The organism is Pseudonocardia sp. ICBG1293, from assembly GCF_020131355.1.
Classification (GTDB): Bacteria; Actinomycetota; Actinomycetes; order Mycobacteriales; family Pseudonocardiaceae; genus Pseudonocardia.
On sequence record NZ_JAHLEL010000007.1, the window covers coordinates 196,242 to 215,711 of the forward strand.

Consider the following 19,470-nt stretch of genomic DNA (forward strand, 5'->3'; position numbering starts at 1 on the left):
GCGGGACCGGGGAGGGGGTGTCCCTGTACCGTGGGAACACGCTCGTGACCGAGCCGCTCGTCGCCGTCGTCGAGCGGGCAGCCGACAACGTGCAGCAGTAGGAGGAGGGCAACGTGGTCCTCACCGGTTCGACCGGCTCCGTCGCCCCCGACCACGGGCAGCGCGGCACCGTGCCACGCGAGACCGTTCTCGTGCTGCACGGGCAGACCGGTGCATCCGGCGTCGAGCAGGGGTACACCGTCCGCGCGGCGCACGCCCCACGCTCGGCACGGCCCCGGTTGTCGAAGTTCCACGCTCCCGAGATCGTCTTCGGGTCGGACTCGTTGCCCGAGACGGCGTACGCCGCCCTGCGGCTCGGAGCCCGCAGGCCGTTCGTCGTGACCGACCCCGGTGTGACCGAGGCCGGCTGGCCCGCCGAGCTGCTGCGGCACCTGCGCGCCGCGGGCCTGTGTCCGCAGCTGTGGAACGAGATCACCCCGAACCCGAAGGACCACGAGATCCAGGCCGGGTTCGAACGGTACGAGAGCTCCGGCTGCGACGTGGTGATCGGGATCGGTGGCGGCTCGGTGATCGACGCCGCGAAGGGCGTCGCGCTGCTCGCGGCGAACGGCGGCACGATCCTCGACTACGAGGGCATCGACCGGATCGCCCATCCGATCCCGCCGCTGGTGATGGTGCCCTCGACCTCCGGCACCGGCGCGGACGTCTCCCAGTTCTGTATCATCACCGACACCGAGCGCCTCACGAAGATCACCATCATGGGCCGGGCACTGGTCCCGGACGTCTCCGTGATCGACCCGCGGTTGCTCGTCACCATGCCCGACTGGCTCAACGCCGCGACCGGGCTGGACGCGCTGACCCACGGCATCGAGGCGTTCGTGTCGCTGGCCCACGGCCCGCTGACCGACACCCACGCCCTGCACGCCGTCGCGCTCGTCCACGCCAACCTGCCGACCACGATGATCCGCCGCCACGACGACGACTCCCGCACCGCGATGGCGCAGGCCGCGCTGGAGGCCGGCCTGGCGTTCACCAACGCGATCCTCGGTGCCACGCACGCCATGAGCCACCAGGTCGGCGGCATGCTGGACCTGCCGCACGGCCTGATCAACGGCGTGCTGCTGCCGCACGTGATCCGGTTCAACGGCTCGGCCTCCGACGCCGACGCGGCGCGTTTCGTCCCGATCGCGCAGGCCATGGGCCTGCCCGCCCGGCCGGGGATGCCCGGCGACGAGGCCGTGGACATGGTCGCGACCGAGGTCCGCAAGCTGGCCGACGAGGTGGGCGTCCCGACCGGGCTCGCGGCGATCGGGGTGCGGGAGGCCGACGTCCCGCGGCTGTCCCGGCTCACCCTCGGCGACGCCTGCCTGACCACGAATCCCCGCACGGCGAGCGTCGAGCAGATCGAGACCCTGTTCCGGGAGGCGTTGTGACGCCCGCACGGAGGCCCCCGCGGTGACGGCCGCCGCCCGATTCCCGCGTCGGCGCACCCCCGCACCGCTCTCGTCGACGGCCGCCGGGGGCCGGGGACGCCCCGACCTCGATCAGCTCACCGGCCTGCGGACGGGCAAGCCCTCGTTCTACCCGGAGTACCGCGAGGGCGCCGAGCGGCTGCGCCGGGTGATCGTCGCGCTGGACCGGATCTCGGCCGCGCTGGTCCGCACGATGGAGGGCTCCGAGGCGCTGGTCCGCGCGGTGGCCGACGCCGCGGCCGACCACCTGTCCGCGGACTGGGTGGTGCTCGGGCTCGTCGACGGCGAGCTGCCCGACGCCGCGCCCCGCCACATCGTCCTCGGGCCGGACGGCGTCGAATGGGGCGACCTGGCGTCGGTGCCGGAGCGCGTACGCCGGCACGTGGAGCGGCTGCACGCCGGCGACGGGCACCACCAGCACGACGACGGGTCCCGCCCCCGACACCTGCACGTCCCGATCCGGCTCGACGGCCGCACCGTCGGCGGGTTCGTCGCGTGGACACCCCCGGAACGCCACATCGACGACACCGACCACTCGGTGCTGCGCATCCTGGCCGGTCAGACCGCGTCGGCGCTGCAGAACTGCGCGCTGCTGGAGCGGGCCGAACGGCTGCACGCCCGCACCGCCGCGCAGGCCGAGGACCTGCGCGTCCGCAACGACGAGCTGATGCTGACCCAGCAGGCGCTCGGCGCGGCCCGCCAGCGCGAGGTCCTCGACAACGAGCGGCACCGCATCGCCCGCGAGCTGCACGACAGCGTCACCCAGTACGCGCTCTCGGCGGGGATGCACATCGAGCTGTGCCGTTCGGAGGTCGCCGACCCGGACCTGCTCCACCACCTCGACATCGCCAAGGACCTGACCCGCCGGGCGGTGGAGCAGCTGCGCTCGGCGATCTATGCGCTCAACGACGACGACCACGCCGACAAGGACCTGCCGTCGATGCTGCGGCAGCTGTCCACCGTGCACATGCCCGACGAGCTCCGGGTCGAGGTGACGATCGGCGGGACCCCGGTCCCGCTGCCCCACGAACACGAGCAGTCGCTGTTCCGGATCGCCGGCGAGGCGCTGTTCAACACGGCGATGCACGCGTCGGCGTCGCGCGCGGTGGTGCGGCTGGCCTACGCCGACGGCCGCGCCCGCCTGTCGATCTCCGACGACGGCGGCGCCTCCCCCGACCAGATCCGCCGCACCCTGCGGGCCGCGTCGGTCCGCGGCCCCTCGGGAGAGCACCGCGGCCTCGTCAACATGGACGCCCGCGCGCGCGAGATGGGCGGGACCCTACGGTTCCGCCGATCGCGGATCGGCGGGCTGCAGGTGCAGGTGGACGTCCCGATCGGGGCGCCGGGGAAGGAGCTCGGATGAGCAGCGGCACACGGACCGCCCCGGGCGGTCGCAACCACGTGCCGGCACCCGCCGGACACGTCCCGGGCGGCACCGGCCGGACGGGCGGGCACCCCGCCGCCCCCCGCCCCCCGCTCGGGTCCCGGCACGGCGGGCGTCGCAGCGCGACCGATCCGGATCGTGCTGGTCGACGACCACTCGATCATGCGTCAGGGACTGCGCGCGGTCCTGGAACGCGAGGAGGACCTGCGCATCGTCGGGGAGGCGGGCAGTGCGCCGGAGGCGTTCGCGGCGGTCGCCACCGGCAGACCGCAGGTGGTGCTGCTCGATCTGAAGCTGGCGTCGGGACCGCAGACCGACGGTCTCGAGGTCTGCCGCAAGCTGTGCGCCGACCATCCCGGCATCGGGGTGCTGGTGCTGACGACCTTCGCCGAGGACCGCCTGGTCGTCGAGTCGGTGCAGGCCGGCGCCCGGGGCTACGTGGTGAAGGACGTCGACACCACCGAGCTCGTCCGCGCCATCCGTGCGGTGTCCCGCGGGGAGAGCGCGTTCGACGCCCGGTCGGCGTCGGCGATGGTGCGGTCGCTGTCCGGCGGGATGCCCGACCGGGAACGGCTGACCGACCGCGAGCTGGACGTGCTCCGTCTGCTGGCCCGCGGGCTGTCCAACCGCGCCATCGGCGCCGAGCTGTTCATCTCGGAGACGACGGTCAAGTTCCACGTCGGCAACCTGATGCGCAAACTGATGGTGTCCCGGCGCGCCGAGGCGGTCTACGCGGCCACCAAGCTCGGGCTGCTCTGGCCCCACGCCGGACGAGGCCGGGGCGCCCGGCTCCGCAGCGGAGCTGTCAACGGGTGGCCTGGAGGGTGACGCTCAGCGGCACGTCGGGCAGGCCGCGGTCCACGTGCCACTCGCCCGCGTCGTCCTCGGTCGTCCGGCCGGGCAGCGCCTCCCACGGGACGGTCCGTGCTCGGTGAGTCCGGTGAGGGTCGGCCCCTGGTCGAGGAGCGCGGTGACGATCTCCCCGAGACCGTGGTTCCACTCGTGGGTCGCGGCCGGCGGACGGGAGGTGGGGACGTAGCTGCTGTCGTCGTCGAACCGCACCACGCCGGAGAGCCGGCCGGGATCGGCGACGAGCGCGTCCACGCCGTAGCCGGGGCTCTCCGCGTGCAGCGGGGCACGGTCGTCCCAGGAGGCGCGGTTCAGGGCGGGTGAGCGGTCCACCCGCGCACCCCGGCAGGCGCGGCCCCGCGCGGCGACCGGACTCCGGCCACGGTAGACAGGGCCGATGCGCTGGTACGCCGAACGTCCCGACCGGATCGCCCGCCAGGTCGTCGCCGACGTCGTCGCCGTGCTCTGGACGGTGGTCGCCGTGACCGCCGGGGTGGCCGTGCGCGACGGGCTGTCCGCGCTGCGGGGCCCCGGGGACTCGCTGGTCGTCGTGGGCGGGCGGGTCTCGGACACCTTCACCGGCGTCGCGGGGGCGGTCGGGTCGATCCCGTTCGTCGGGTCCGACCTGGCCCGCGCGCTGGACCCGGCCGCGGGGGCGGGCACCGAGCTCGTCACGGCGGGACGGGAGTTCGGTGACGCCGTCGGCTCCTTCGCCACCGGGGCGCTGGTCGTCGTCCCGCTGGTGCTGCTGCTGCCCGTCCTGCTCGGCTGGCTGCCGCTGCGGCTGCGCTACGCCCGGCGGGCCGGGGCGGCCGTCACCGCCCGGGGTACCGCGCCGGACCTGCTGGCCGTGCGGGCGCTGTCCCGGGTGCCGGTGGCACGGCTGGTGCGGGTCGCACCGGACCCCGCGGCGGCGTGGCGGTCCGGTGACCCCGCCGTCGTGGCGGCGCTCGCCGCGCTCGAGCTGTCGGCGCTGGGCCTGCACGCCCGTCCGCGCGGCTGAGCGACGGCGCCCCGCGGGTCGTCGGTGCGCGCGGGACGGCACAGCGGGCGACGACACGGCCCGGCGACGACGCGGTCCGCGGTCCCGGTGGCCCCGGGAGCGGGGTGCGAAGCTGTCGACCATGCCGCTGTTCGCCCTGGAGGGCCTCCGCCCCACCGTGCACCCGGACGCCTTCGTCGCCCCGACGGCCACGCTCGTCGGCGACGTACGCGTCGAGGAGGGTGCCTCGATCTGGTACAACGCCGTGCTCCGCGCCGACCTGGGGCCGATCGTCGTGCGGGCCGGCGCCAACGTGCAGGACGGCTCGGTGCTGCACGGCGGTGACGACCCGGTCACCGAGATCGGGGAGGGCGCCACGATCGGGCACCTCTGCGTGGTGCACGGCGCCGTGGTCGGGCCCCGGGCGGTCGTCGGGAACGGCAGCACCGTGCAGGACGGCGCCCGCATCGGCGCGGGAGCGATGGTCGCCGCCGGGTCGACGGTCGCACCGAACTCCGAGCTGCCGGCGGACCGGCTGATGCTCGGCTCCGCGGCGAAGGAGCGCGGTGAGCTGTCCGAGCAGGCCCGCTGGTGGGTCCGCACCAACCCGGACTTCTACCGCGCGCTGGGTCGGCGCCACGCCGACGGCGTCACCCCCGCCTGAGACCTCGGTGCGCGTGCCCCGGCACGCGCACCGTCGGTCAGTCCTCCCGGTCGGGGGAGCTCGCCTGCGCCCGGTAGCGGCGCGGGATCCGGCCGGCGTGCCGGGCGTCCCGTCCCGCCTCCACCCCACGGCGCATCGCACGCGCCATCCGCTCCGGGTCGGCGGCACGGGTGACGGCGGTGGCGAGCAGGACGGCGTCGCAGCCCAGCTCCATCGCCAGCGCCGCCTCCGAGGCGGTACCGATCCCGGCGTCGAGCACGACCGGGACGCCCGCGGCGGCCACGATCATCTCGATGTTGTGCGGGTTGCGGATGCCCAGCCCGGTGCCGATCGGTGACCCGAGCGGCATGACCGCGGCGCACCCGACCTGTTCCAGGCGACGGGCGAGGATCGGGTCGTCGTTGGTGTAGGGGAGCACGGTGAAGCCGTCGTCGACGAGCTGCTCGGCGGCGTCGAGGAGCTCGACCGGATCGGGCAGCAGCGTCGTCTCGTCCGCGACGACCTCCAGCTTCACCAGGTCGGTCTCCATCGCCTCGCGGGCCATCCGCGCGGTCAGCACGGCCTCGGCGGCGGTCCGGCAGCCCGCGGTGTTGGGCAGCACGGCGATCCCGAGGCGGCGCAGCAGGTCCAGCAGACCGGTCCCGCCCGCGACGTCGACGCGGCGCAGCGCCACCGTCGTCAGCTCGGTGCCGGACGCGACCAGCGCCCGCTCCAGGACCTCCAGGTTCGCGGCCCCACCGGTGCCCATCACCAGCCGCGAGCCGAACAGGTGGTCGCCGAACGCGAGCTTGTCGCTCTGCACAGCCATGCTCATCCTCCCTGTACCGCGGTCAGGACCTCGACCCGCGCGCCGTCGGCGGGGTGGTGCCCGGCCCACGACGTGCGGGGCACGACCTCACCGTCGACGGCGACGGCGATCCCCCGCTCCGGCAGCCCGGCCGCGGCCAGGATCCCGGCGAGGTCGGCGCCCTCGTCGACCTCACGGTGCTCGCCGTTCAGCACGATCCGCATCAGTGGTTCCCTTCCTCGCGTGCCCCGGCCGCAGCCGGGGCGAACCGGCGCGGGTCCGCCGCCCGGACCGCCTCCGGCACGTCGTCGCCGCGCAGCAGTGCCGCGACGGCGGCCGCGGTCACCGGCACCAGCAGCATCCCGTTGCGGCCGTGGCCGGTGGCGGCGATCAGCCCGTCGGGCCCGGTGCGCCCGATCAGCGGCAGGTTGTCCCGGCTGCCCGGGCGCAGCCCGGCGGCGGTCTCGGTGAGCGCGTACTCGGCGATCCCGGGCAGGATCCGCTCGGCGTCGCGCAGCAGGTCGCGCACCCCACCGACGGTGACGGCGGTGTCGAAGCCGTTCTCCGCCGTGGTGGCGCCGACGACGAGGTCGCCGTGCCCGGGCAGTGTCCGCGGCACCGCGTACACCGCGCGCCCGTCGACGAGCGCGCGCACCGTCCGGGTCGGCGGCGGCAGTGCCCCCGCGCGCCGGGTCAGCCGCAGGATCTCGCCCTTGACCGGGCGGACCAGCCCGTCGAACACCGGGTGCAGCGACGACGAGTGCGCCCCCGCCGCGACGACGACGGCGTCCGCCCCGACCTCGGTCCCGTCCGCCAGCCGCACGCCGGTGACGCGGGAGCCGTCGTCGCACACGCGGGCGACCGCGCGGTCGGAGACGACGACCCCGGCCCGGCCGGTCGCCGCCGCCAGCGCGGCGAGCAGCCGCCGGTTGTCCACCGACGGGTCGTCCGGAACCGACAGGCCGCCGCGGACCTCGGGCCCCAGCGCCGGTTCGAGCCGGCGCAGCTCGCGTCCGGTCAGCCGGTGCACGTCGCGGCCCAGCGACTCCAGGTAGTCCGCGAGCGCGGTCAGCTCGGCGCGGTCCCCCGACCCGGTCGCGGCGACGACGGTGCCCTCCGGGTGCAGTCCGGCGTCGGTGCCGGCCTCGGCGGACAGGGCCGCGGCGAACTCCGGCCAGCGGGCGACCGAGTCCAGCCCCAGGGCGAGCAGGTCCTCCTCCCCCGGCCAGGCCTCGGTGACCGGGGCGAGCATCCCGCCCGCCACCCAGGACGCGCCGCGGCCGGGCGCCGGATCGAACACCGTCACCGTCCAGCCGTCGCGGGCCGCCGCCCGGGCGACCGACAGGCCGACGGCCCCCGCCCCCGCGACGACCAGCCGTCCGGCACTCGCGCTCATCGGGTCCACCTCACTCCCTGCGCCGGCATGACCCGGATCAGGTTCGACGGTCGGGACCGCGTCTCGGGTCCCCTCTCAGCCCGCTGCCCGGGCTCCCGTGGTTCGTCGTCGTCCGGGGCCCAGGCTACGCCGTAGCCTGCGAGCCGTGTCCGACACCGATACCCGTCCCGGCAGCGGCGACACCCGTCGCGCGCGGCTCGACCGTCTCGACCGCGCCCGCCTCTACCTGTGCACCGACGCCCGCACCGCACGTGGTGACCTGGCGGAGTTCGCCGACGCCGCCCTCGCCGGCGGGGTCGACATCGTCCAGCTCCGGGACAAGGGCGGGCCGGACGGACCGCTCGAGGCGAGCGCCGAGCTCGCCGCGCTGGAGGTGCTCGCCGACGCGTGCCGGCGGCACGGCGCGCTGCTCGCGGTGAACGACCGGGCCGACGTCGCGCTCGCCGCCGGTGCCGACGTGCTGCACCTCGGCCAGGACGACCTGCCGGTGGCGTGGGCCCGCCGGGTCGTCGGCGACCAGGTGCTGGTCGGCCGGTCCTCGCACAGCCCGGACGAGACGCTGGCCGCCGCCACCGAGGACGGCGTGGACTACTTCTGCGTCGGCCCGTGCTGGCCCACCCCGACCAAGCCCGGCCGCCCGGCGCCCGGCCTGGACCTGGTCCGGACCGTCGCCGGACGCGCACCCGCCCGGCCGTGGTTCGCCATCGGCGGCATCGACGGCGACCGCCTCGACGCGGTCCTCGACGCCGGTGCGGACCGGATCGTCGTCGTCCGGGCGATCACCGAGGCCGAGGACCCGCAGGCGGCCGCGGCGGCCCTGCGGGCCCGGCTGCGCTGAGCCGGGCCCGGCACGGGCACCGGTGCCGCGGGTCAGTTCTGCGAGCCGGGTCCCTGGCCGCCGGAGCCCTGCCCGACCTGGTCCTGTCCGGACCCACCGGAGTCGGGCTGGCGGGTCGGCAGGACCCGGTTCAGCCCGTCGCGCAGCGGGTCGGACGAGCCCGCGCCCTCCTCGCCGGTCTCCCGGTCACCGGAGCTGGTCGTCGACTCCGACGTGCTGGTGCCCGACTCCTCGGTGGAGGTGGCGCTCGACGACGTGGAGGACCCGTCGGTGCCGCCGTCGGTGCCGCCGTCGGTGCCCCGGTCCTCCTCCTGCGCGGGCGGCGGACCGCCGCGCACGACGCTGCCCACCGAGGTCCCCGAGGAGCCGGACAGCGACGAGCCCTTCACGAACTCGATGCCCGAGATCAGGAACATCGACACCGCGAAGGTGACGACGCCCAGCACCGCGGACACGACGACCGTCTTGCGGGTCACCCGGACCCGGCGGAACCGGCTCGGGCCCGTACCCGCGGCCCGGGTGGTGCCGCCCGGGCGCTGCCACGGGTCGAGCAGCACGGTCTCCTCGCCGGTGGGTCCGGCGCCCCCGCGGCCCGCACCGTCCTGCGCGGCGGCCGCGGTGCCCTCGGCGACGCCCCTGCCGCGCCGGGTCGCCTTCTCCTTCAGCTCCAGGGCCTTGTCCTTGCTGACCTCGAGCGAGCGGGTGAACAGCGTGGTGGCCAGCGTCGAGATGATCGAGCCGAGCGCCGCGCCGATCACCGTGCCGACCGCGCCGAGGAACGAGCCGAGCACCGCCGTGACGATCGCCGCGCCCGCACCGGCCGCGATCTTCGTCGGGCTCAGGTCGGCCTTGACGCCGCTCGCCTTCGTCGTGTCCGCCGAGCCGTCGCCCGGGCCGTCACCGGGTCCCGCGGACCCGCCGGGCCCGTTCGGGCCGCCGCCGACCGGGCCCACCGGGCGCCCGGGACCGGCCGCGCCGGTGGTGTCCGGCGCCGGCGGCAGCACCCGGGTGCGGGGACGCCCACCGGGCGGGCCTCCGTCCGGGCGGCCGGGTCCCGGCACGACCGGGCCCGCCGGACGGCCACCGGGCGGGGTCGCTGTGGTCCGGCCCCGGGTCGTGCCCGACGGCGGCTGCGGGCCCCGGCCCCGTGGGTACGGGGCGGGTGCCCGGTGCGCTGCCGGGGCAGCCGGGGGGCGTCGGGAGCGGCGACCGGACGACCGGCGCCGGGTCGGGGAGCGGACGGCTGGGCGGGGGTGCGGGCCGGGCCGGGGACGCCACGGGGGGCGTCGCCGGAGCCGGGCTCCGGGGGGCGCTGGTGTGGCATGGCTCCTTGCAGAGTTCGTCGGTGCGACTGCTCGCCCCGGGGGAACGTCCGGGAGGCCACGATTGCGCCGGACGATCACCCGAAGTGGTGACCTTCACACGACCGAGCGGAGGTCACGGGAAGATCACGATTTTAGCGTCACGGGCCGTCCGGGTCCGTCACCGGGGGTGACGGATGCCCGGGTGATCGCCCGGCAGCGCCGTACGCAGCAACGGCCACGACACGAGCACGCTCAGCCCGACCAGCACCGGGCTCAGCACGGTCCGCGCGACACCCAGCAGCACCACCTGGTCGGCCGCCCACAACGGGAGGAACACCGACAGCCGGACGACGTACTGCGCCACCCACGCCCACGACGCCCGCTGGTACCCCCGGAGCAGGTCCGGGTCACGCCGCCACCGCGTGCGCTGCCCCAGCAGTCCGCCGACGACGACCCCCAGCAGCGGCCACCGCACGACGATCGAGATCGCCCAGACCAGCGCGCTGCCGACGTTGGACACGATCTGGACCAGGAAGAAGTCCGACGCCCGCCCGGTCACCAGCGCGATCCCGGCCGCGACGACGACCCCGGCCAGCCCGAACAGCACCGCGCGCGGCCGCCGGCCACGGCGCAGCCGCCACCCGGCCACCCCGGCCCCGGCGACGATCGCCGCGCCGGCCCCCCAGTTGATCGGGAACGCCGAGCCCGCGGCGCCCGCCACCACCCAGGCGAGCACGAACGCGACCACCGGTATCGAGGCGTCCACGGCACCGGCCCGGCCGCCGAGCAGCTCGGCGAGCCCCGGGTCCTCCCGGGCTGCGGTGTGCGGAGTGCGATCGGTGCCCACCCCACTGAGGGTGCCCTATGTCGCGCGCCGGGTCGACGGATCCGATTGGCGGACAGCCCCGAGCAGGGTGATCATCGCCGTAACGCCGGACATCGTTGCGGTGAACAATGGACAAGGTACGCGGAGGACCGGGGACGAGAGGGGGCCGTGCGATGCACCAGCAGACGCACCGACAGCACCGGAGCTACGTCGCGATCGGCGACAGTTTCACCGAGGGTCTGGACGACCTCACCCCCGACGGCCGGGCACGCGGCTGGGCCGACCGCGTCGCCGAGACCCTCGCCCACCGACGCCCCGGCTTCGGCTACGCCAACCTCGCCGTCCGCGGCAGGGTCCTGGACCAGATCGTCGCGGAGCAGATCCCGCTCGCCGAGCGGATGCGCCCCGACCTGATCACCTTCTGCGCCGGTGGCAACGACATCATCGGCTGGTCCTGCGACGTCGACGACCTCGCCGCCCGCTTCGACGCCGCACTCGGCAGGCTGGTCGCCACCGGCGCGGAGGTGCTCATCTTCACCGGCTTCGACCTGCGCCGGATGCACCCGTTCATCCGCAGGCTGCGCGGCCGGATCGCCTGCTACAACGAGGACATGCGGGCCGCCGCCGAACGGCACGGCTGCCGCGTCGTCGACCTCTGGGCGATGGACTGCCTCGCCGACCCGCGGGCCTGGGGCCCGGACCGGCTGCACCTGGTCCCGCACGCGCACGAGCGGGTCGCCTGGCGGGTGCTGGAGACCCTGGGCGAGCGGGCCCCCGACTGGCGGGGGCCGTGGCCCGAGCCCGAGGGCGGACCGGCCCCCTGGACCGCGCGCCAGGCCGAGGACCTGCGCTGGGTCACCCACCACGTGATGCCGTACCTGCGCAAGCGGCTGCGCGGCGCCCGGACGTGGGACGAGTACCACGCCAAGCGCCCGCGGCTGGCCCCCCTGCAGGACGCCTGAGCCGTCCGGCGCCGTCCCGCGGGGCCCGCGGGACGGCGCCGGCACGTTCAGCGGACCGGGCTGTGGTCCCGGGCCGCGATGTGGGACGGCCGCGGGCGCGGCGCGGAGAACGGCGCCGTGCACGCGTTCTCGCCGCTGTTGAACACCAGGAAGATGTTCGAGCGCGGGTACGGGGTGATGTTGTCGCCCGACCCGTGCAGGCAGTTGGAGTCGAAGAACGTGGCGCCGCCGGCGTCGCCGGTCATCATCGCGATGCCGTGCCGCTGCGCCAGCTTGGAGATCGAGGCCGCGTCGGGGGTGCCGATCTCCTGCTCGGTCAGCGAGCTGAGGTGGTTGTCCTCCGGGGTCTCACCCACGCACGACACGAAGGTGCGGTGCGACCCGGGCATGATCATCAGGCAGCCGTTGAACGGGTGGTTGTCGGTCAGCGAGATGGAGCAGCTGACCGCACGCGGCCCTGGCATCCCGTCCTCGGCGTGCCAGGTCTCGAAGTCGGAGTGCCAGTAGAAGCCCCCGCCGCCGAGTCCGGGCTTGTAGTTGATGCGGCTCTGGTGGACGTAGACGTCGGAGCCGAGGATCTGGCGGGCCCGGGACAGCACCCGCTCGTCGTGCACCAGCCGACCGATCGCCTCGGACATGCGGTGGACCTCGAAGATCGACCGGACCTCGTCCGAGGACTTCTCGACGATGCAGCGCTCGTCGGCGCGCACCTGCGGATCGGCGGCGAGCCGGTCCAGCTCCGCCTGGTACTCCGCGACCTCCTCGGCCGTCAGCAGGTCCGGCACCTGCACGAAGCCGTCGCGCTCGTGCGCCTCCAGCTCCTGGGCGCCGAACATGCCCGCGCTCGCCCGGTCGCTCCAGACCGTGGGCTCGGCGCGGTCGATGAAGGCGGGGGTGTTCGAGACGCGCGTGGGGTAGCGGTCTCCTGCGGCGCGCACGAGACGCGGTGCGTCGTTGCCGACCAGTGCGGTCATGGACCCTCCTGTGAGTCGCTGTGGGTTCGGTTCCCCTTCGGATGAGATGTCGTGTGAACGACCGCGAGGGGCGTTCCCGCTGTCACACAGCGGAAACACCCCTCGCGATGTCGATCTCGGGACGGAGGTTCAGTCCTCCGTGACCAGCGGGTACACGCCGTTCTCGTCGTGCACCTCGCGACCGGTCACCGGCGGGTTGAACACGCACACGCAGGTGATCTCGGTCTTCGGCCGGAGCTGGTGCTTCTCGTTCCCGCTCAGCACGTAGATCGAGCCCGGCTTGAGCTGGTACGTGACGTCGTTGTCCTTGTCGTAGAGCTCGCCCTCACCGGAGGTGATGAAGACGGCCTCGATGTGGTTCGCGTACCAGAAGTCGTTGACCGTCCCGGCCTTCAGGGTGGTCTCGTGCACCGAGAAGCCGACCTTGTCGTTGGCCAGCACGATGCGCTTGCTGCGCCACTGGCCGTTCTCGGACTCGACGTCCCGATCGGTTCCGGTGATCTCGTCGATGGTGCGGACGATCATGTGGGTATCAGCTCCCGATGACGGTGCGGACGGACTCGGCGATGATCCCAAGACCCTCGTCGAGCTCGTCGTCGGTGGTCGTGAGGGGCGCCAGGAGCTTGAGGACCTCGTCGTTCGGCCCGGCGGTCTCCAGCAGCAGGCGGTGTTCGAAGGCCTTCGAGGCCACCTTCTCGGCGAGCCCCTCCCCCTCGAACTGGATGCCGCGCGCCATCCCACGGCCCTTGGTGAACATCTCGGTGCCCTGGTTGTCACCGATGATCTTGTTGAAGGCCTCCTCGACCTTCTCGCCCTTGCGCAGCGTCTCCTTCTCCAGCGTGTCGTCGGTCCACCAGTTGCGCAGCGTGTGCGTGGCGGTGACGAACGCGGGGTTGTTGCCGCGGAAGGTGCCGTTGTGCTCGCCCGGGCCCCACTGGTCGTACTCCGGCTTGATCAGCACGAGCGCCATCGGGAGGCCGTAGCCGGAGATCGACTTGGAGATCGTGACGATGTCGGGCTGGATGCCCGCGATCTCGAAGGAGAAGAACGGGCCGGTCCGGCCGCAGCCCATCTGCACGTCGTCGACGATCATGAGGATGCCCTTGCGGGTGCACAGGTCCCGCAGGCCCTGCAGCCACTCGATGCGCGCCGGGTTGAGCCCGCCCTCGCCCTGCACGGTCTCGACGATGACCGCGGCCGGCTCGTTGAGGCTGGAGCCGGTGTCGTCGAGGACCTTCTCGAACCACAGGAAGTCGGGCATCTTGCCGTCGAAGTAGTTGTCGAACGGCATCGGCGTGGAGTGCACCAGCGGGATGCCCGCGCCGCCGCGCTTCATCGAGTTGCCGGTCACCGACAGCGCACCCAGTGTCATGCCGTGGAACGCGTTGGTGAAGTTGATCAGGGCTTCCTTGCCGCTGATCTTGCGCGCGAGCTTCAGCGCGGACTCGACGGCGTTGGCGCCGGTCGGGCCGGGGAACTGCACCTTGTACTGCAGGTCGCGCGGCTTGAGGATGACCTCCTCGAAGGTGCTGAGGAACTCACCCTTGGCCGAGGTGTACATGTCCAGCCCGTGGGTGATGCCGTCACGGGTCAGGTACTCGATCAGCGGCTTCTTCAGCACGTCGGGGTTGTGCCCGTAGTTGAGCGCACCCGCCCCGCCGAAGAAGTCGAGGTACTGGTTGCCGTCGACGTCGGTCAGCCGGCTCCCCTTCGCCGTGTCGAAGACGACGGGCCAGTTACGGCAGTAGCTCCGGACCTGGGACTCGAGATCTTCGAAAACGGTCATGCTTCACCCTTGTCTGCTGCGATCGGGCCGATGAGGTAGAGGTCTTCCGGCTCGTGGGAGTCACCGAGCAGGTCCGGACCGAAGAGGTCCTCCCGCTCGATCGTCGTGCCGTGGCGCTCCGCGAACTTCGTGAACAGCCGGATGGACGAGGCGTTGTCCGGCGTGATGGTGGTCTCCATCCGCTCGACACCCGCCGCCGCGACCGCCTGGTCCCAGGCGGCGTCCAGCATCCGTCCGGCGAGACCGGCTCCGCGTGCCACCGGGTCGACGCACACCTGCCAGATGAGCAGGGCGCCGTTCTCCGGACGCAGGTAGCCGGTCACGTAGCCGACGGCACGGCCGTCGTCGCGCCGGGCGATGACCGAGGTCCGCGCGAAGTCGCGGCACCAGAGCACATAGGCGTAGCGGGAGTTCGCGTCCAGTGTCCGCGCCTCCACGGCCAGCCGCCACATGTCCACCCCGTCCGCCGGGACCGGGGAGCCGATCTCGTACGTATGGTCGCCATCGGCGTCGGCCGCCGGGGCGGGTGCGCCGGGCGCGGCGTCCCCGTCCGGAGCCGTGGACGCCCGAGGAGGAGCCTGTTCGGGAGCGGTCATGACTGGCGAGATTAGTGCCGCCCGGCGGTCGTCGCAGCCGCTGAGGCCGGGCACCGGCCCTCGGGGCCATGATCCACGTGACCGGGACCACAGGAGCGTCCGACGCTCCGGCAACCGGTGTCCACCCAGGAAGACACCGTGATCACCGGCCGGCCCGAGGAGTCCCGGAGGGCCCCGAGGACCCGGCCGGGGCCCCCGACGTGGCGCTCACCACGCTGCGCCACCACCCGGCCGCACATTCGGCCAATCGTGCGGATGCACTTGCATCTGCACCGTTTCGGGGTGACGATGGCTGTTCCGTCGAGTCGTGCCCGGAGGAGCTGCCGTGTCGGTGACACCCGCCAGTACGCGCCCCGTGGCCGTGGTGACCGCGCCGGAGGAGGAGCAGACCGTCACGGTCACCTGCGCCCGCGACAGCCGCAGCCACGTCGTCGCACAGGCGGTGCTGGCCGACTCCCTCGTCGCCGGGACCGGTCACTGCACCGCGCTCTGCGGGCACGTGGTGCTGCCCGCCTCGCTGGCCTCCCCGCCCGGGGACGGATGCCTGCTGTGTGCCGAGACCTCCGGGGCGGGGCGCCGTGCCCGCCGCCGCGGACGGATCGGCTTCGGACGGTCGGCCCGCGCCGCCTCCTGAGCGCCGCCGCCGACCGCCGACCACACCGCCGGTCCGTTCCCCACCGCCGGCCGGGCCCCGACCCGCGCCGGTGGCCCCGGTGACCCGGCTCCGGGTCACCGTCCGCCGGACACGTCGAGCACGGCTCCGGTGACGTAGCTGGCCTCGTCCGACAGCAGCCAGGCGATCGCCGTGGCCACCTCGTCGGGGTGACCGGCGCGCCCCATCGGGATCGACGGCGCCATGCGCTCGATCCGCCCCGGCTCACCGGCGCGGGCGTGGAAGTCGGTGTCGAGCAGGCCCGGTCGCACGGCCGCCACCCGGATCCCGTCCGCGGCGACCTCCTTCGCCAGCCCGACGACGAGCGCCTCGACCCCGGCCTTCGCCGCCGCGTAGTCGTTCCACTCGTCGGGTGAGCCGAGCACCGCCGCGCGGGAGGTGACGTGCACGAGCACCCCGCCCGCCCCGCCGTAGCGGGTGGACATGCGGTGCACCGCCTCGCGCGAGCACAGCAGTGCCGCGCGCAGGTTGAGCGCGAGGACCTCGTCGATGCGGGCGTCGCTCATGTCCTCGAGCCGCTGCTGCGAGGGGGCGCCCCCGGCGTTCGCGACCACGCCGGTCAGCGGCGACGGCATGGCCGAGGCCGCGTCGAACAGCTGCTCGACGCCCTCGGTCCGGGTGACGTCCGCGGCGACCGCGTCGGCGTGCACCCCGGCGGCCCGGCACTCCGCGACGACGGCCGCGGCGTCCTCGGGCGAGGCCCGGTGCCCGACGAGGACGTCCTGACCGCGCGCGGCCAGGAGCCGGGCGGTGGCCGCACCGACCCCCGGCTGGCCCCGGTCACGAGCACCGTCATGCGTGGTCCGTCATGCCTGGTCCGTCATGCGCCCGGCGGTCAGGCCCGGTGGGTCTCGGGGCCGGGCTCGGGGCGGGTGGCGCCCTCCGGCTGCCGGGTCCCCGGGTCGCGGACCTCGGCGTCGGCGCGGGTCGCGCCGCCGGGGCCGATCTCGCCGGGACGCTCGTCGTCGTCGCGCAGGCCGCGCATCTCGCTCTTCAGGATCCGGCTGGACCGGCCGACCGACCGCGCCATCTCCGGCAGCTTCTTCGCGCCGAACAGCAGGACCAGCACGACCAGGACGATCAACCAGTGGGTGGGGCTCAATGCGCCCATGACAGCCTCCTCGCTCGCCGACGGGATCAACGAACGACCCGGCGCCGGGGTTCCCTCCCGCGGCGAACAGACTCCCACAGCGCACGGAAACTGATCGCTCGGTCACTCACCGTTGATCCGGTGGCGACGATCGGGTTTGGATGACCGTGACACCGTGGGCGGCACCGGCGCCGTCCGGGCACGAAGGAGCTGATCCGTGCAGCCGACCGCACTCGCGGCCCCGCAGGAGCTCGACCCGGTCGACCTGGCCCGCTACCCGGTGCACGAACCGGGCTCGTCCGGCTGGCGGGACGCGGTCCGCCGGGCCAGGGCCCAGCTCGCCTCCGACGGCTGCGCGGTGCTCCCCGGGTTCGTCCGGGCCTCGTGGCGGGACCGGCTGCGGACCGAGGGCGAGGCGGTCGCCCCGCTGGCGCACCACGAGACCGCCGTCGTCAACGTCTACAACACCGACCCCGACCCCGCGCTGCCCGCCGACCACCCGGCGCGCGTGCCGCTGGAGCGGGGCAACGCCTTCGTCGCGCGGGACCGCATCCCGGCCGCCGCGGTGATCCACCGGCTGTACCCGTCGCCGGGGTTCCGGGCGTTCCTCGCCGCCTGCACCGGGGTGCCGGAGCTGTACGAGCTCGCCGACCCGCTGGCCGGGCTGTGCCTGAACGTCGTCGGCGACGGCCGCTCGCACCCGTGGCACTTCGACACCAACGAGGTCGCGATCAGCCTGCTCACCCGGGCGCCCGAGGCCGGCGGTGTGTTCGAGTACTGCCCGGACATCCGCGACGCCTCCGACGAGCACACCGCCGACGTCGCCGAGGTGCTGCACGGGCGCGGCGGCGACCGTGTACGGCGGCTGGTGCTGCGCCCCGGTGACCTGCAGCTGTTCCGCGGCCGGTACTCGCTGCACCGGGTGACCGAGGTGCACGGCGGTACCGCCCGGCACACCGCGATCTTCTCCTACAGCACCCGCGCCGGGGTGGTCGGCAGCGCGGTCCGCACCCGCCAGCTGTTCGGCAGGACACTGTCCGAACACGGGGGGGCGCGCACCGTGCGCGTGGACGGGCTGCTGGACTGATGCCCGTGACCACCACGTTCGCGGCCGACGACGACCTGCCGAAGGTGCCGCTCCCGACCCTGTCCGCCTCGGTCGACCGGTTCCTGGAGTGGTGTGCCCCGCTGCTCACCCCCGACGAGTACGCCCGCACCCGGACCGCCGCCCGTGAGCTCCTCGCCGAGGGCGGGCCCGCCTCGGTGCTCCAGGCCGACCTGGAGCGGTTCGACGACGGCGCCCACAGCTGGCTCGACGAGTTCTGGCCCTCCCGCTACCTGGGCCGCCGCGACCGCATCGCGCTGAACGCCAACTTCTTCTTCCTGTTCGGGCCGGGCACGACGACCGACCCGTGCGAGCGGGCCGCGCAGCTCACCGTGGCCGCGCTCGGGCACAAGGCCGACCTCGACGCCGGGACGTTCCCGCCGCTGCTCAACCGGGACGTCCCGCAGTCGATGGACCAGAGCCGCCACATCTTCTCCACCACCCGGATCCCGGGTGACCCGCAGGACACCGTCCGCACCCCCTACAGCGACGGCTGGCCCGGTCCCTCCACCGAGCGGCACGTCGTGGTGCTGCACCGCGGCCGCATCCACCGCCTCGACGTGGTCGGCCCGGACGGCGACGCGCACACCGTCGAGGAGATCGCCGCCGCCCTGCGGGAGATCCGCGACGGGAACCCCGGCCGGACCGCCACCGGTGACGCGGTCGGCGCGCTGACCACGCTGGCCCGCGCCGAGTGGGCGTCGGTGCGCGACCGGCTGACCGGGCTGGACCCGGTCAACGCCGAGGCCGTCGATCTCGTCGAACGGGCGCTGCTCGCGATCTGCCTCGACGAGACCGACCCGGCCGACGAGCAGTCCGCCGCGCGGACCCTGCTGGCCGGGGACGCCGGCGACCGGTGGTTCGACAAGGCGCTGTCGCTCGTCGTGCTCGCCGACGGCACCGCCGGGGTCAACATCGAGCACTGCGAGCTCGACGGGACCACCGTCCTCACCCTGGTCGACGCCATGTTCGCCGACCCGGTCGAGGTGCACGCCGAGCGGATCGGCGCCCGGCCCCACGGCGCGCCGCCGCACGCCGAGCTGCGGTTCGTCCTGGACGACGACCTGCGCGCCACCGTCACCCGCGCGCACGACGAGTTCGCGGCGTTCCTCGACGCCACCGCCACCGGGCTGGTCGCGTTCGACGACTTCGGCGCCCGCGACGCGAAGGCCCTGGGGTGCTCCCCGGACGCCTTCGTCCAGGCCTGCTACCAGATCGCACACCGGCGGGCCAAGGGCGTCACCGGCGCCACCTACGAGTCGATCGCGACCCGGCAGTTCCGGCGCGGACGCACCGAGGCGATGCGGGTGATCACCCCCGAGATGGTCGCGTTCGTCGACACGATGGGCGACCCCCGGGCGTCCGACGCCGACAAGGTCGAGACCTTCCGGGCCGCCGCCGCGGCCCACGGTGCCCGCGCGAAGCAGTGCCAGCAGGGCGACGCTCCCGAGCAGCACCTGTGGGAACTGGACTGGATCCGGCGTCGCCGCGGGGCGGAGCTGGGCGTCACCGACCAGCTCGCGGTGTTCGACTCCCCCGGCTGGACGATCATGCGCGACGACTGGCTGTCGACCAGCTCGGCGCCGTCGGACAACATCCGGTACTTCGGCTTCGGCTCGACCAGCTCGCGCTGCATCGGGGTCGCCTACGTGCTGCTGCCCGACCGCTTCCACGTGCACCTGTCCACCCCGGCCGACCAGGCCGAGGGGATGCACGCGTTCGCCCGCGAGCTGCGGACGGCGGTGACCGAGCTGCGGAACCTGCTTGCCTGAGCGGGTTCAC

The 19,470-nt window shown here is 74.3% G+C and carries 22 protein-coding genes and 1 riboswitch; of the genes, 10 read left to right on the top strand and 12 right to left on the bottom strand.

The features are described from left to right. Window positions 1-113 precede the first annotated feature (113 nt). The 3 genes from KPF47_RS04350 (at window position 114) to KPF47_RS04360 (ending at window position 3,684) form a co-directional block, all read left to right on the top strand. The gene (locus KPF47_RS04350) at window positions 114-1,433 is read left to right on the top strand and encodes an iron-containing alcohol dehydrogenase (RefSeq protein ID WP_224387128.1); all 1,320 of its coding nucleotides are present in this window, start codon (window positions 114-116) and stop codon (window positions 1,431-1,433) included. 22 nt (window positions 1,434-1,455) lie between these two features. After that, a complete protein-coding gene (locus KPF47_RS04355) occupies window positions 1,456-2,835 on the top strand; it encodes a histidine kinase (RefSeq protein WP_308015311.1) in 1,380 nt (459 codons plus the stop codon). Between the two features lie 159 nt (window positions 2,836-2,994). Beyond that, window positions 2,995-3,684 carry a response regulator transcription factor gene (locus tag KPF47_RS04360; protein WP_308015312.1) on the top strand — a complete coding sequence of 230 codons (690 nt, stop codon included), beginning with the start codon at window positions 2,995-2,997 and terminating at the stop codon, window positions 3,682-3,684. Between the two features lie 3 nt (window positions 3,685-3,687). Here KPF47_RS04360 and KPF47_RS04365 read toward each other — a convergent pair whose 3' ends face one another. Further along, the gene (locus KPF47_RS04365; RefSeq protein WP_224387130.1) at window positions 3,688-4,038 is read right to left on the bottom strand and encodes a hypothetical protein; all 351 of its coding nucleotides are present in this window, start codon (window positions 4,036-4,038) and stop codon (window positions 3,688-3,690) included. A gap of 64 nt (window positions 4,039-4,102) precedes the next feature. On the opposite strand from KPF47_RS04365, the gene KPF47_RS04370 reads away from it, so the two are divergent. Together KPF47_RS04370 and KPF47_RS04375 are read left to right on the top strand one after the other, a co-directional pair. Continuing rightward, a complete protein-coding gene (locus tag KPF47_RS04370; protein ID WP_224387131.1) occupies window positions 4,103-4,708 on the top strand; it encodes a hypothetical protein in 606 nt (201 codons plus the stop codon). 121 nt (window positions 4,709-4,829) lie between these two features. Further along, entirely contained in the window at window positions 4,830-5,351 is a 522-nt protein-coding gene (locus KPF47_RS04375) for a gamma carbonic anhydrase family protein (RefSeq protein ID WP_224387133.1), read from the top strand. A 37-nt stretch (window positions 5,352-5,388) separates the two neighbouring features. Here KPF47_RS04375 and KPF47_RS04380 read toward each other — a convergent pair whose 3' ends face one another. From KPF47_RS04380 to thiO, 3 genes are all read right to left on the bottom strand, one after another. After that, a complete protein-coding gene (locus tag KPF47_RS04380) occupies window positions 5,389-6,159 on the bottom strand; it encodes a thiazole synthase (RefSeq protein WP_224387135.1) in 771 nt (256 codons plus the stop codon). Between the two features lie 2 nt (window positions 6,160-6,161). Then, window positions 6,162-6,362 carry a sulfur carrier protein ThiS gene (gene thiS / locus KPF47_RS04385; RefSeq protein ID WP_224387138.1) on the bottom strand — a complete coding sequence of 67 codons (201 nt, stop codon included), beginning with the start codon at window positions 6,360-6,362 and terminating at the stop codon, window positions 6,162-6,164. After that, window positions 6,362-7,534, bottom strand: a complete 1,173-nt coding sequence (gene thiO, locus KPF47_RS04390) for a glycine oxidase ThiO (protein WP_224387140.1) — start codon at window positions 7,532-7,534, stop codon at window positions 6,362-6,364. Before thiO ends, thiS begins: the two co-directional genes overlap by 1 nt. Further along, window positions 7,531-7,640, bottom strand: a riboswitch (TPP riboswitch). It overlaps the preceding gene by 4 nt. A 39-nt stretch (window positions 7,641-7,679) precedes the next feature. Here thiO and thiE point away from each other — a divergent pair. Then, window positions 7,680-8,372, top strand: a complete 693-nt coding sequence (gene thiE, locus KPF47_RS04395) for a thiamine phosphate synthase (RefSeq protein ID WP_224387142.1) — start codon at window positions 7,680-7,682, stop codon at window positions 8,370-8,372. A 32-nt stretch (window positions 8,373-8,404) separates the two neighbouring features. On the opposite strand, the gene KPF47_RS04400 is transcribed toward thiE, so the two are convergent. Together KPF47_RS04400 and KPF47_RS04405 are read right to left on the bottom strand one after the other, a co-directional pair. Beyond that, window positions 8,405-9,433, bottom strand: coding sequence for a hypothetical protein (locus tag KPF47_RS04400; RefSeq protein ID WP_224387145.1), 1,029 nt, complete (start codon window positions 9,431-9,433; stop codon window positions 8,405-8,407). 421 nt (window positions 9,434-9,854) lie between these two features. Then, window positions 9,855-10,523 (bottom strand): DUF3159 domain-containing protein, encoded by a 669-nt coding sequence (locus tag KPF47_RS04405; protein ID WP_224387147.1) that lies wholly within the window; start codon window positions 10,521-10,523, stop codon window positions 9,855-9,857. A gap of 152 nt (window positions 10,524-10,675) precedes the next feature. Between KPF47_RS04405 and KPF47_RS04410 the strand changes: the two genes are divergently transcribed. Further along, complete coding sequence (locus tag KPF47_RS04410; RefSeq protein WP_224387150.1) at window positions 10,676-11,464, top strand: SGNH/GDSL hydrolase family protein; 789 nt, start codon at window positions 10,676-10,678, stop codon at window positions 11,462-11,464. Window positions 11,465-11,511: 47 nt separating this feature from the next. Here the strand turns inward: KPF47_RS04410 and thpD are convergent, their stop codons facing one another. From thpD to ectA, 4 genes are all read right to left on the bottom strand, one after another. Further along, entirely contained in the window at window positions 11,512-12,438 is a 927-nt protein-coding gene (gene thpD, locus KPF47_RS04415) for an ectoine hydroxylase (RefSeq protein WP_224387152.1), read from the bottom strand. A gap of 129 nt (window positions 12,439-12,567) precedes the next feature. Further along, the gene (locus KPF47_RS04420; protein WP_224387154.1) at window positions 12,568-12,963 is read right to left on the bottom strand and encodes an ectoine synthase; all 396 of its coding nucleotides are present in this window, start codon (window positions 12,961-12,963) and stop codon (window positions 12,568-12,570) included. 7 nt (window positions 12,964-12,970) lie between these two features. Then, the gene (gene ectB / locus KPF47_RS04425; protein WP_224387156.1) at window positions 12,971-14,224 is read right to left on the bottom strand and encodes a diaminobutyrate--2-oxoglutarate transaminase; all 1,254 of its coding nucleotides are present in this window, start codon (window positions 14,222-14,224) and stop codon (window positions 12,971-12,973) included. Beyond that, on the bottom strand, window positions 14,221-14,820 hold the full coding sequence (ectA, locus tag KPF47_RS04430) for a diaminobutyrate acetyltransferase (RefSeq protein WP_224387158.1): 600 nt from the start codon (window positions 14,818-14,820) through the stop codon (window positions 14,221-14,223). The genes ectB and ectA overlap by 4 nt, the downstream gene beginning before the upstream one ends. A gap of 325 nt (window positions 14,821-15,145) precedes the next feature. On the opposite strand from ectA, the gene KPF47_RS04435 reads away from it, so the two are divergent. Then, window positions 15,146-15,454, top strand: a complete 309-nt coding sequence (locus KPF47_RS04435) for a hypothetical protein (protein ID WP_224387160.1) — start codon at window positions 15,146-15,148, stop codon at window positions 15,452-15,454. Window positions 15,455-15,549: 95 nt separating this feature from the next. Here KPF47_RS04435 and KPF47_RS04440 read toward each other — a convergent pair whose 3' ends face one another. Next, entirely contained in the window at window positions 15,550-16,233 is a 684-nt protein-coding gene (locus tag KPF47_RS04440) for an SDR family oxidoreductase (RefSeq protein WP_308015323.1), read from the bottom strand. A 95-nt stretch (window positions 16,234-16,328) separates the two neighbouring features. After that, window positions 16,329-16,604: a Sec-independent protein translocase subunit TatA gene (tatA, locus tag KPF47_RS04445; RefSeq protein ID WP_224387162.1), complete on the bottom strand. Its 276-nt coding sequence runs from the start codon at window positions 16,602-16,604 to the stop codon at window positions 16,329-16,331. A gap of 196 nt (window positions 16,605-16,800) precedes the next feature. On the opposite strand from tatA, the gene KPF47_RS04450 reads away from it, so the two are divergent. Then, window positions 16,801-17,670 (top strand): pre-mRNA-splicing factor SPF27 family protein, encoded by an 870-nt coding sequence (locus KPF47_RS04450; RefSeq protein WP_224387164.1) that lies wholly within the window; start codon window positions 16,801-16,803, stop codon window positions 17,668-17,670. Between the two features lie 5 nt (window positions 17,671-17,675). Beyond that, window positions 17,676-19,460 (top strand): choline/carnitine O-acyltransferase, encoded by a 1,785-nt coding sequence (locus tag KPF47_RS04455; RefSeq protein ID WP_374108794.1) that lies wholly within the window; start codon window positions 17,676-17,678, stop codon window positions 19,458-19,460. The last annotated feature ends 10 nt before the right edge of the window (window positions 19,461-19,470 follow it).